Source organism: Tritonibacter mobilis (genome assembly GCF_001681715.1).
Classification (GTDB): domain Bacteria; phylum Pseudomonadota; class Alphaproteobacteria; order Rhodobacterales; family Rhodobacteraceae; genus Epibacterium; species Epibacterium mobile.
Window position 1 is genome coordinate 133952 of record NZ_LNWY01000004.1, and the last position, 12529, is coordinate 146480.

Genomic DNA, 12529 nt, shown 5'->3' on the forward strand with positions numbered 1-12529 from the left:
CGGTATGGGCTTTAAAATGGGAATCGTGGGTCTGCCGAATGTCGGCAAGTCGACCCTGTTCAACGCGCTGACCAAAACCGCCTCGGCGCAGGCGGCCAACTTTCCGTTCTGCACGATCGAGCCGAACGTGGGCGAGGTGGGGGTTCCCGACGCGCGCCTTGAGAAACTGGCGGAGATTGCGCAGTCCAAGCAGATCATCCCCACGCGCATGACTTTTGTGGATATCGCGGGCCTTGTTAAAGGCGCATCCAAGGGCGAAGGCTTGGGCAATCAGTTCCTCGCCAATATTCGCGAAGTGGACGCAATCGCCCATGTTTTGCGGTGTTTTGAGGATGGTGACGTCACCCATGTGGACGGTCGTGTGGACCCGGTTGCGGACGCGGACACCATCGAAACCGAGCTGATGCTGGCGGATCTTGAGAGCATCGAAAAACGCCGCGCCAACCTCGTGCGTAAACTCAAGGGCAACGACAAAGAAGCCCAACAGCAGGACCGTCTGCTGGCAGAGGCTCAGGCGATGCTCGAAGACGGCAAACCCGCCCGTCTGGTCGAGGTCGATGCCGAGGATCAGAAGGCATGGACCATGCTGCAGCTTCTGACCACCAAGCCGGTGCTTTACGTCTGCAACGTCGGCGAAAGCGAGAGCGTTGAAGGCAATGCGCATTCCACCAAAGTGGCCGAGATGGCCGCGGCTCAAGGTAACGCGCATGTGATCATTTCGGCGCAAATCGAGGAAGAAATCAGCCAGTTGGAGCCGGAAGAGGCGCAGATGTTCCTCGATGAGATGGGTCTCGCAGAGGCTGGGCTCGACCGGTTGATCCGGGCAGGCTACGAGTTGTTGCACCTTGAGACCTATTTCACCGTCGGTCCCAAGGAAGCGCGTGCTTGGACCATTCGCTCTGGCACCGCAGCGCCGCAGGCAGCAGGCGTGATCCATGGCGATTTTGAAAAAGGTTTCATCCGTGCTGAGACCATCGCCTTTGATGATTATGTGGCCTGTGGCGGTGAAGCTGGCGCTAAGGAAGCGGGCAAAATGCGGGCAGAAGGTAAGGGCTACATCGTCAAAGACGGCGATGTGATGCACTTTTTGTTCAACACCTGATCTGGCTCAAACAGTTCAAAACTCTGGTGCCCGTCTTCCTAAGAAGGCGGGCATTTTTCTGATACAGTTGTCGGGTATTCGAAAGGCTGGCAGTCTTGAGTTGCCGCTAACAGAAGTGCTACACCCGCTCGATTAATCAGTCGTAGGTATAAAAATGACAACAAAACTCATCATCGACACAGACCCCGGCATCGACGACGCAATGGCGATCTTCTACGCCGCCGCCGCCCCGGATATCGAGCTTTTGGGGCTGACAACCATCTTTGGCAATGTGACCACCAAAATGGCCACCCGCAACGCGCTGCGCTTGCTGGAAGCCGCCGATCTGGAGCTGCCCGTCGCGCATGGCGCGGAAAAGCCGCTGGTGTTGCCGCCGTTTGAGCCTTCGGCCCATGTGCATGGCGACGAGGGATTTGGTGACATTCCCGCCGCCGATCCCAAAGGGCAGGCGGTTTCTGAAGAGGCCGCCGATTTCCTGATCCGCATGGCGCGCGAACACAAAGGCGAGCTGGTGGTCTGCCCGGTGGGTCCGCTCACCAATATCGCCCTTGCCGTTCAGCGTGACCCGGAGTTTGTGAAAAACTGCAAACGCATCGTCATTATGGGCGGCTCGCTTGAGGCGGGCGGCAATATCACACCCCACGCCGAGGCCAATATCTACCACGACCCCCACGCCGCCGAGGTGGTTTTTGCCGCCGCTGCGGGCAAGGTGGTGATGGTTGGGCTGGATGTGACGCTTAAGATCCTCTGCACCCCGGAAGATTTCGACGGCATCAAGGAACGCTCGCCGGAACTGGGTGGCATGCTCAAGGATATGAGCGTGTTCTACATCAAGTTCTATCAGGAAGTTGCAAACCTCAATGGCTGCTCCCTGCATGATCCCGCAGCGGTGATCGCCTGCACCCACGCCGATCTGTTCCAGACCCGCGCTGTCAAGCTTGGGGTTTCGGTCGAAGAAGACACCTCTGGCAAGACGCAGCTGGCCGAGGACGGTCGCGGCAATACCCATGTGGCGATGGACGTGGATGCAGAGGCCGTAAAGGCGCTCTTCCTAAAGCGGCTGTCTTTGCTGCCCTGAGATTAAGCGATACCGGTGAGGGGCCTGATGCCTCTCGCCGGAATGCCAAGCGCAAAGCATCAAATAGGGCTGCCTTGCGCATCAGAGGGTTTGCCGCCGCAGCGCAGGTGAGCGCTGCAAAAATCTCTTTTTCTGCAATATCTTCGCACGGGTCGTAGGGACGATGCGACCCCTTTGGGGGGGCTTTGAAATCTGTGACGTTTTGAAGAGATTTTAATGTATTTCTGACAGAACTGAAACCCGACGCACATTGTGCAACGTTTCAGGCTGTGAACACTCCGATGACCATCGCATTCCCATCAGGCCTTAATCCGCCGCTTTTTGTAAATGCGGTCAGGCAGTTGAAAGGTGACAACCCCGTTGAGGCCAAGCACTTGTTGCTCCGTTCGCTGCGCGAAGAAGGGGAGACGGCGCTCAGCTATCACTATCTCGCGCGCGCCATCGCCGATACGCAGGGAAAGCAGGCTGATGTATTGGCGGCGCAAGCCAGGGCGTTGAAATTTGCGCCGGGGAATCCGGTGTTTCTTGCGGCGTTTGGTTTGCGTCTGGTGGACGCCGGACGGGATCAGGAGGCACTCGCGGTGTTGAGTGAAACACTGGCGCGCGATCCACAGAATGTGCTCGCCCTGCCTTGGGTGCTTCGTCTTAAACGGCGGTATTTGCAATGGGGTGACCAGCAGGAAGAAGATGCCGCGCTGGCGACGCTTCTGGATGGGGATTTTGTAATTGATCCGCTGATGCTTTTGACCTTCGTCGATGATCCGGCGGTACAGCTGAGGTTTTCACGCCTCAGCGCCCCCAAAGTTACGGCGCAACCGCTGCCACCACACGCGCCCCACGATAAAATTCGCATCGGATATTTTTCTGCGGATTTTCGTGAGCACGCCACCATGCACCTGATGGAAGGGGTGTTCAAGGCGCATGATCGGGCGGGGTTTGAGTTCTATGTCTATGATTTCACGCCGGATCCCCGGTGCCGACAGCATCAGATCATTCGCGATTTTGCCGATGTCTATCAGGATGTAAGCGCGCTTAGTCCGATCCAGACCGCAGAGCTTGCGCGCCGGGATCACCTGGATATCGCCGTGGATCTGAAGGGGAGGACGACCGACTCTCGCCCGATGATATTTGCCCGTCGGGTGGCCCCGGTTCAGGTGTCGTTTCTTGGCTTTCCGGGCACTACGGCCATGGCGGAAATGGACTATATGATCGCCGACAATATCACCATTCCAGCAGGGGATGAGCAATATTACAGCGAGCAGATCCTGCGGATGCCGGGGTGTTACCAGCCCACCAATAATGCGCGTGTCGTGCCAACGGGCGCGCACCCGCGCTCAAAGTTCGGCCTGCCCGAGGGCAGGTTCATTTTCGCCAATTTCAACCACCCGCATAAGGTGGGTCCGTCAGAGTTCGGGACATGGATGGAAATTCTGCGGCAGGTGCCAAACTCGGTGCTGCTGTTTTATGCGGGCAAAAACGACCTGTCGGCAGAATTGGCAAGCCGCGCAGAGGCCCATGGAATTGACGCTGCGCGCATCCTACCTTGCGGGTCCTTGTCGCAACAGGAGCATCTTGAGCGGATCGCGCAGGTCGATCTCTGTCTGGATTGCTTTGCGTATAACGCGCACACAACTGCATCTGACGCGCTTTGGGCTGGGGTGCCGCTGCTGACGCTCTGCGGGCGTCAGTTCGCGGCGCGTGTGGCAACCAGCATCATGTCAGCCGCCGGGGTGCCCGAGCTTTCAACGGACAGTAAAGAGGCCTACGTTGCGGCGGCGGTGCGTATCGCCACAGACACAAGGGAACTGCAGGCGCTGAAGCGTCAGATAAAAGAATGCCGCCACGCCTCAACGCTTTTTGACACAAACACTTGGACGCGAAACTACGAGGCGCTGCTGACGAAGTGCCACGCGCGTTTCCTCGCAGGTGAGGCTCCGGCTCATATGTCGCTAGGCGGAGATGGGGCCTAGACCACTTCGCCACGTTCGCGGGCCAGCCGGATTTGTTTCTGCCGCTCGCGAAAACGCATCTTGTCGTGCTCGCTGGTCTCATTGATGCAATTGTGACAAGACACACCGGCCTCAAATTCCGGGCGCAACTTGTCTTCGGGCAGGATCGGGCGGCGGCAACCGTGGCACAGTTCGTGCGGGCCTTCCTTCAGCCCATGGCCCACTGAAACGCGGTTATCAAAGACGAAACACTCACCCTGCCAGCTGCTGTTTTCTTGTGGCATTTCCTCAAGATACCGCAGGATGCCGCCCTTCAGATGGTAGACGTCCTCGATGCCCTGACCAAGCAGGAAGTTGGTGGATTTCTCGCAGCGGATACCGCCCGTGCAGAACATCGCCACCCGTTTGTTGTGAAAGCGGTCTTTGTTCTCTTCCCACCAGTTCGGGAAGTCACGAAAGCTCTCGGTCTTAGGGTCAATCGCGCCCTCAAAAGTACCGATGGCCACCTCGTAATCATTGCGGGTATCAATCACCACCACATCGTCAGAACGGATCAGATCGTTCCAGTCTTCCGGCTCCACGTAATGGCCGACAGAGGCGCGCGGATCGACATTGGGCTGGCCCATGGTGACGATCTCTTTTTTCAGGCGCACTTTCATTTTGCCAAAAGGGGGATGGTCGGCGCTGGCCTCTTTCCATTCCAGATCGGCGCAGCCGGGTAGGGATTTGATATGCGCCAGAACCGCATCAATGCCCGCGCGCGGCCCGGCGATGGTGCCGTTGATGCCTTCTTGAGCCAACAGAAGCGACCCCATCACATCTTGCGCAAGGCACAAGTCGAGAAGCGCCGGCTTTAGGGCGGCGGGATCGGGGAAACGGGAGAACTGATAGAGTGCGGCAATGGTATACATACAAGGGCGGATAGAGCGAGTTGCCGCCTTTTGCAAGATGCGAAAAAGTCAAGCATTCGCGCAAAAACAAACACCTGAAATGCACAATTGACTGACTATTAAGTCACAGGCGCAAAGTGCTACAATCTCCCAGAGGGTGATTGCACTTGCATGTCCCGAGGGCGCAGTTTCCTTTTGGTTAATAAAAGCGGTAATGGAGGCGGCGATGGCAGAGGCTCTGCTGGTCATTGATGTGCAAAACGATTTTTGTCCGGGCGGCAATCTCGCGGTGCCCGAGGGCGATCAGGTGGTGACGCCGATCAATTCCATGATGGATCGATTTGACACGGTGATCCTGACGCAGGACTGGCATCCTTCGGGGCATTCCTCCTTTGCCAGCTCGCATCCGGGGCGGGTGCCGTTTGACACGGTGGAAATGTCGTATGGTCAACAGGTTATGTGGCCGGACCATTGCGTGCAGGGCAGTGAAGGGGCGGCGTTTCACCCGCAGTTGCGCACGGACGGCGACCTCATTATCCGCAAAGGATTTCGCCCAGAAGTCGACAGCTATTCGGCGTTTTTTGAAAATGATCAGACGACTCCGACCGGGCTTGAGGGGTATTTGCGCACCCGTGGCATTACCGATCTGACACTGGTTGGACTGGCCACTGATTTTTGCGTGGCGTTTTCCGCTCTTGATGCCAGACGGCTTGGTTTTTCCGTAGAAGTTGTGCTGGAGGCCTGCCGTGCCATCGATCTGGACGGTTCGCTCGATACGCAAATCGAGAATATGCGTCAAAGGGGCGTGAAATTTTCATGAAGTCTAGGGGCATTTGTTAATCTCGAACCACTAAAAAAATCGGAGCTCGTCATTTGAGGGCGGGTACAACCGGATCAATGGGACATGGAGCAGACACAGCCTGATACGGACGGACCACTGTCGCAGCACAATCTGCGATTCAGCCCTCGGGGGCTGATGACGCGCTATGCGACGATCCGCACACGGTTGTTTTACGCACGCATGGCTGCGGCTGCGGGGCTGACGCTGGTTCTGTCGCTGATCTTTGGTCCGCTTTGGCCGATGGTCTTTTTTGTGTTCTACCTCGTCGCCGACAAGGCCGAGACCTCGTATTTGCGCCGCCTCCCAGAGCGGCTGGACAAGGGCGGCTCTCTGCGGCAGGCACAACGGGTCATTTTGCTGTTTTCGCTGCTCTATGCCATCAGCGTATGCGGTTTTGCGGTCATTCCCTATGTGCAGATGCATATGCAAGGCGGCGAACATGAGGTTCTGGCAGAGCCCTTCTTTGCGCTTTGTGTTGTGCTCGGCCCGGCACTGAGTGCAGCACTTGATTATCGCTATACTCCGCTGCCTGCGGCGGTACGTTTGATCATGCTGTCATTGCTGCCGCTGGCGCTGACGTCGCATACGCTATGGCAGCATGAAACCCATGGCGCCGATTTGCAGCTGATGGTTGCGGGGCTTTTGGCGTTTTTCTTCGCGCAGATCTGGTTTTTGGTTCTTGTGCAAAAGCGGCACCGCAATTCGCGTCGGAACCTGCGCTCCCAGGCGCTGCAACGACAGGCGCTTGAGGACGCTTATATGCGTCTCTTTGATCAAAAACAGGAAGCACGACGCCTCGCGATGATCGCAGAACACGCTAATGACGGGGTGATGCTGATCGGGCGTGATGGCATCGTACGGTGGGTCAACGACGGGTTTTCCCGCCTGACGGGCTATTCCTTTGATGAATTGGTCGGGCGCAATCCCGGTGACATTCTCAACAGCGACAACACCGATCCCGACACCCTGCGCACCATCGAAGAAGGTCGCAGCAAGGGCAAACCCTTCCGCGCGGAGCTGATTAACCGGCGCAAGGATGGCGAGGACATCTGGATTGAGACCAATCAGGTGCCGGTCTTTGACGACACGGGCCGGATTGAAACCTATATCGCGGTGGAACGTGATGTCACCGCCACCAAGGAATACGAACGCCAATTGAAAGAGGCACGCCTTGCCGCAGAAGAAGGCGCGCGCATCAAAGAAGAATTCCTCGCCACCATGAGCCACGAGTTCCGCACCCCTATGAACGGTGTGATTGGCATGACGCAGATGTTGCAGGCCACCGATCTGAGCGAGGACCAGCGTCTTTATGCGGATACGATCCTGAGTTCCTCGCGGGCGCTCTTGTCGCTGATCAATGATGTTCTGGATTTGTCGCGGATGAACGCCGCTGGGGTCTCGCTGTTCAATGTGGATTTTGATCTGCATGCCTGCGTGCGCGACACCGCGCGTCTTCTCAGCAGTCAGGCCGAGGAAAAACAACTGGCGCTGGGGGTCGAAATTGATCCGGATGTGCCGGTCTGGGTTACTGGGGATGACCGCAGACTCCGTCAGATCCTTGTTAATCTGGTGGGCAACGCGGTGAAGTTCACCACCAGCGGCAGCGTGACCATTCGCCTGAGCGCCGCGCTCTCTGGTGATGAAATCGCGCTCTCGATTGCGGTGGAGGACACAGGGATCGGCATCCCCGCCGATAAACTCGATTGTATTTTTGAACGCTTCTCGCAGGCCGATAATGCGATTTCGCGCAAATACGGCGGCAGCGGGCTTGGGCTTTCGATTTCGCGCGGGCTGGCGCAGGCCATGGGCGGCGATATCCATGTGACCTCAACGCCGGGCGAGGGGTCGTGTTTTACGCTGACGCTTGATCTGGGGGTCGGAACCTGTCCCGCAATCCTGCCCGATGACATCAAAGACACGGTGAGCCTGCCGGAGTTGACCCAGCTAGACGGGCTGCGGCTATTGGTGGCCGAGGACAATCGCGTCAACCGACTGTTGATCCGCAAATTCCTCGCCGATGCGCCGCTTGACTTGCGGTTCGCCAAAAACGGGGCTGAGGCTCAGGAGTTGACCAAACGCTTCCGGCCGCAGGTGATCCTGATGGATATGTCGATGCCAGAGGTCAACGGGTTGGACGCCACCCGCGCGATCCGCAATTTCGACATCTCTCAGCCCTATATCGCAGCGCTTACAGCCAACGTCGATGACGTCAGTCGCAGGGCCTGTATTGACGCAGGCATGGATACGTTCCTCAGCAAGCCTTTGTCGCGACAAGAGCTTTTGAACCTGTTGGTGACATTTGCCAATACCGCGCGCATGCCAGTGCGCAGTTGAACTGCTTGCCCAAGGGGCGCACACTGCGTATCAATCGGTGAACAACCGGAAGAGGTTATCCCTTGGATATTGCAACGCGCGTCTACAATCACAAGTGGAAGATTGATCCCATTGTCCGGTCCCTGATCGATACGGATTTCTACAAGCTTCTGATGTGCCAGTCGGTGTTCCGTAACAAACCGGACACTCAGGTGACATTTTCGTTTATCAACCGCTCAGACAAGGTGCCGCTGGCCCGTCTCATTGACGAGGGCGAGCTGCGTGAGCAGTTGGATCATATCCGTTCCCTGAGCCTGAGCCGTGGCGAAAGCACATGGCTGCGCGGCAACACGTTTTACGGCAAACGCCAGATGTTCCGCCCGGATTTTATGGAGTGGTTCGAAAATCTGCGCCTGCCGCCTTATCATCTGGAGCGTAAGGGCGATCAATACGAGCTGACCTTTGAAGGATCATGGCCCGAGGTGATGCTTTGGGAAATCCCGGCGCTTGCGGTGCTGATGGAGCTGCGTTCGCGCGCGGTGCTGAATGACATGGGCCGGTTTGAATTGCAGGTGCTCTATGCCCGCGCCATGACGAAAGTCTGGGAAAAGATCGAGCAATTGCGCCAGATTGACGGGTTGGGGATTGCGGATTTCGGCACGCGTCGCCGTCATAGCTTCCTGTGGCAGGATTGGTGCGTGCAGGCGATGATGGAAGGGCTTGGCGGCTCCTTTACCGGCACGTCCAACTGTCTCATTGCGATGCGGCGCGAGGTAGAGGCCATCGGCACCAACGCGCATGAATTGCCGATGGTTTATTCCGCGCTGGCCAAAGATGACAAGGCGCTGGCGCAAGCGCCTTATGATGTTCTCTCGGATTGGCACGAGGAACACGATGGCAACCTGCGTATCATTCTGCCCGACACTTATGGCACCGAAGGGTTCCTGCAGAATGCGCCGGATTGGCTGGCGGGTTGGACCGGCATTCGGATCGACAGCGGTGATCCGGCCACAGCGGCAGAGATCGCAATCCGCTGGTGGCAGGACCGCGGCGAAGACCCAACTGAAAAGCGGGTGATCTTCTCCGATGGGTTGGACGTCAACAAGATCGCAGAGCTGCACAAACAGTTCTCTGGCCGGGTAAAGGCCTCCTTTGGTTGGGGGACGTTGTTGACCAACGATTTCCGGGGCCTTGTGCCTGATGACCGTCTCGCGCCGTTCTCAGTGGTCTGCAAGGCGGTGTCGGCCAATGGTCGCCCCACGGTCAAACTGTCGGACAACCCAGAAAAAGCGATGGGTCCAAAGGATGAGATCGCGCGCTACAAACGGGTGTTTGGCGTCGGCGCACAAGAACGCATCGATGTGATCGTCTGACCTGCGCGTGCGGCACCGATGCTGCTAGGGATCTGTGATTTCAAAGGTAAAGCTCTTCACCTGATGGGGGGTGAAGGGCGCGCCTTCGCGTAAATTTGCGATATTGGGCATCAGGCTCAGACGGGTGCCCCAAAACGCGGCCGCGCCTATAGAATGGCGCGAAATCCCCATGCGCCAGAAACCGGGAAACTCATTGAGGATCAGCGCGGCGGCCTCCATCCCAAGCCCCTTGCGGCGGTGCTGTGGCAGGACCATGAATTCAGAAAACTCCCGCCGATCATCGGGCAGGTTCAGCACAATGGCAAAGCCGACGCGCGTGGCGGCGTCATGAATCCAGAAGGCCGTCACATCCTTACGGTTGAGCAATTGACCCGCACGTTCTGATGGGTCAATTCGCGCGGTGGGGGCAACCTCGGCAAAATAGGGGGCCAGAAGAGTGGCAAAGCGTCCACGCTCTCGCGGCAGGATCAGCGAGAGCGTGACATTCATGCCGGGGCCTCGAGCGGTTCGGTCGGCGTGATGTCCGGCAGCACGGGGGCGGCGGCCAGCAGCGTCTGGGTGTAGGCGTGTTTGGGCGCGGTAAAGACCTTTTCCACCGGGCCTTGCTCGACGATCTCCCCTTTTTGCATCACCAGCACCCGGTCGCAGACCTCGCGCACCACGCTCAGATCGTGGCTGATAAAGAGGTATGTCAGCCCGTAAGCCGTGCAGAGATCGGCAATCAGGTCGAGCGTGCGCGCCCGCACGGAGACATCAAGCGCGGAGACCGCCTCGTCAAAGATGATGAGTTCGGGCCGGGTAATGAGTGCGCGTGCAATAGCGATGCGCTGGCGTTGCCCGCCTGAAAACTGATGCGGATACTTCTGCGCGTCCGCCGCCGACAGGCCGACGTCCTCAAGCACCTGACCCACCAGTTCCTGCCGGGCGCGGCCCGTTGGGGCATCCGGCGACAGGTGAAACGGTTCGGTGACCAGTCGCTCCACCCGGTGGCGGGGATTAAAGCTGCCATAGGGGTCCTGAAACACCACCTGCATCGCTTGCCGCTGGGCGGGGCTGCGCTGTTGCGACAGCGGCTGACCGTTCAGCAGCAGCTCTCCGCCTTGCAGCTCTTCGAGCCCCAAAATGGCCCGGGTCAGGGTGGATTTGCCGCAGCCCGACTCGCCCACCAACCCCAGTCGCTCGCCCTTGTGGAGCGTGAAACTGACGTTGTTCACCGCGCGAAACCGCCCCGGTTTGCCAAGCCAGCCTTTGCGCGGCGTGGTGTAGTCGCGCACCGCGTTGCGGACCTCTAGCAGGGGCGCGGGAGCCTCGGGGGCGGCAGGCAGGGTGACCTTATGGGCGGAGGCCTCAAACAGCATCCGTGTGTAGGGGTGGCGCTGATGGGTCAGCACGCTCAGGGTGGGGCCGCGCTCGACCACCTCGCCCTTGCGCATCACCACGATGCGGTCGGCAAGGTCTGCGACCACCGCGAGGTCATGAGTGATGATCATCAACCCCATGCCATATTCGCGCACCAGATCGCGCAGCAGATCCAAAATCTGCGCCTGCGTGGTCACATCCAGCGCGGTGGTGGGTTCATCCGCGATCAAGAGCTTGGGTCGGAGCGCGATGGCCATGGCGATTACCACGCGCTGGCGTTGGCCACCCGACAGCTCATGCGGGTAGCGGTCCATCGGAAACCGTTCGGGAGGCAGGCCAACACGGGTCAGCACGCGCGCGGCCTCGGCTTGCGCATCTGCCGCGCTGGTATCGGTATGCAGCAGGATCGTCTCCATCACCTGCGCGCCGATGGTCATCACCGGGTTGAGCGCCGTCATCGGTTCCTGAAACACCATGCCGATGTCGCGCCCACGCCGCTGGCACATCTCAACCTCAGAAAGGGCGCAGAGGTCCTCATCCTCCAGATAGATTGCGCCTTGGATCTTGGCGGCCTGCGGCAGCAGACGCATCACTGAAAACGCAGTCATGGACTTGCCCGACCCACTCTCGCCTGTCACCGCAAGGATCTCGCCTGCGGCAATCGACAATGTCACATCCCGCAGGATCGGCAGCGCGCCGATCGAGAGCGAGAGGTTGGAAATATCCAAAAGGCTCATGCGCGCCCCTCCATCAGGCGGGGATCAAAGCGGTCGCGCAAACCATCACCGAGCAGGTTCAGCCCCACCACGGTGACGATGATGGCACAGCCCGGCACAATCGCCAGATGCGGGGCAAGGCTCACAAGGGTCTGGGCCTCGGCCAGCATACGGCCCCAACTGGGGGTCGGGGGCTGGGCGCCAAGACCCACGTAGGACAGCCCCGCTTCGGCCAGAATGCCAAGCGAGAATTGGATGGTGCCCTGCACGATCAAGAGGTTGGCGATGTTGGGCAGGATATGCTCTGCCGAGATCCGCGCGCGCGATTTGCCCGCCACCCGCGCGGCCAGAATGAACTCCCGCGCCCAAAGGCTGAGGCTGCCACCCCGCGCCACGCGCGCAAAGACGGGGATGTTGAAAATGCCGATGGCGATGATGGCATTGATCGCGCTTGGGCCAAAGACGGCGGTGATCAGGATCGCGATCACCAACGAGGGGAAGGCAAAGACCAGATCATTGCCGCGCATGATGACCTCATCCAGCCAAGAGCCGCGCGTTGCCGCTGCCGCCAGTCCAAGCGGCACACCCAGTCCGATGCCGATGCCGACGGCCAGCAGGGCCACCGCCAGCGAGGTGCGCGCGCCGACCATCACCATCGACAGGATATCGCGGCCAAAATGATCGGTGCCCAACAGATGCGTGCCATTTGGCGTCTGGAGTTTGTCGGGGATGTTCATCACCGCATGATCAAACGGCGTCCACACAAAGGAGACGATAGCCAAAAGCAGCATGATCCCAGAAAGGAGACCGCCAAGAAACAGGCTTCGGTTCATGACTTCCTCGCAATCAGGTCACGTCCGGTCTTGAGGCCGGACAGCCCCCGACCTCCCCCACGGGAGGGGGTTTTA

The 12529-nt window shown here is 58.9% G+C and carries 10 protein-coding genes; 6 read left to right on the top strand and 4 right to left on the bottom strand.

All coding sequences use genetic code 11. From position 1 onward, the window contains the following. The first annotated feature begins 4 nt into the window (after positions 1-4). The 3 genes from ychF to UB90_RS03870 all read left to right on the top strand — a co-directional run bounded on the left by ychF (position 5) and on the right by UB90_RS03870 (position 4150). The gene (ychF, locus tag UB90_RS03860) at positions 5-1102 is read left to right on the top strand and encodes a redox-regulated ATPase YchF (protein ID WP_065323410.1); all 1098 of its coding nucleotides are present in this window, start codon (positions 5-7) and stop codon (positions 1100-1102) included. A 154-nt stretch (positions 1103-1256) separates the two neighbouring features. Beyond that, a complete protein-coding gene (locus tag UB90_RS03865) occupies positions 1257-2180 on the top strand; it encodes a nucleoside hydrolase (RefSeq protein WP_065326239.1) in 924 nt (307 codons plus the stop codon). Positions 2181-2461: 281 nt separating this feature from the next. Continuing rightward, entirely contained in the window at positions 2462-4150 is a 1689-nt protein-coding gene (locus UB90_RS03870) for an O-linked N-acetylglucosamine transferase, SPINDLY family protein (protein ID WP_065326240.1), read from the top strand. Here UB90_RS03870 and trhO read toward each other — a convergent pair. Continuing rightward, a complete protein-coding gene (trhO, locus tag UB90_RS03875) occupies positions 4147-5040 on the bottom strand; it encodes an oxygen-dependent tRNA uridine(34) hydroxylase TrhO (RefSeq protein ID WP_009175925.1) in 894 nt (297 codons plus the stop codon). The genes UB90_RS03870 and trhO overlap by 4 nt on opposite strands. Before the next feature lie 205 nt (positions 5041-5245). Here trhO and pncA point away from each other — a divergent pair, with 205 nt between their 5' ends. The 3 genes from pncA to pncB all read left to right on the top strand — a co-directional run bounded on the left by pncA (position 5246) and on the right by pncB (position 9546). Further along, on the top strand, positions 5246-5839 hold the full coding sequence (pncA, locus tag UB90_RS03880) for a bifunctional nicotinamidase/pyrazinamidase (protein ID WP_227431717.1): 594 nt from the start codon (positions 5246-5248) through the stop codon (positions 5837-5839). 84 nt (positions 5840-5923) lie between these two features. Then, positions 5924-8194, top strand: coding sequence for a PAS domain-containing sensor histidine kinase (locus UB90_RS03885; RefSeq protein ID WP_065326241.1), 2271 nt, complete (start codon positions 5924-5926; stop codon positions 8192-8194). Positions 8195-8256: 62 nt separating this feature from the next. Further along, entirely contained in the window at positions 8257-9546 is a 1290-nt protein-coding gene (pncB, locus tag UB90_RS03890; RefSeq protein ID WP_065326242.1) for a nicotinate phosphoribosyltransferase, read from the top strand. A gap of 24 nt (positions 9547-9570) precedes the next feature. Here pncB and UB90_RS03895 read toward each other — a convergent pair whose 3' ends face one another. From UB90_RS03895 to UB90_RS03905, 3 genes are read right to left on the bottom strand one after another with little or no spacing between them, the layout of a single operon-like run. Continuing rightward, positions 9571-10035, bottom strand: coding sequence for a hypothetical protein (locus tag UB90_RS03895; RefSeq protein ID WP_065326243.1), 465 nt, complete (start codon positions 10033-10035; stop codon positions 9571-9573). Further along, positions 10032-11642, bottom strand: coding sequence for an ABC transporter ATP-binding protein (locus UB90_RS03900; RefSeq protein WP_065326244.1), 1611 nt, complete (start codon positions 11640-11642; stop codon positions 10032-10034). The genes UB90_RS03895 and UB90_RS03900 overlap by 4 nt, the downstream gene beginning before the upstream one ends. After that, complete coding sequence (locus tag UB90_RS03905; RefSeq protein WP_009176077.1) at positions 11639-12454, bottom strand: ABC transporter permease; 816 nt, start codon at positions 12452-12454, stop codon at positions 11639-11641. Before UB90_RS03905 ends, UB90_RS03900 begins: the two co-directional genes overlap by 4 nt. Positions 12455-12529: the final 75 nt, after the last annotated feature.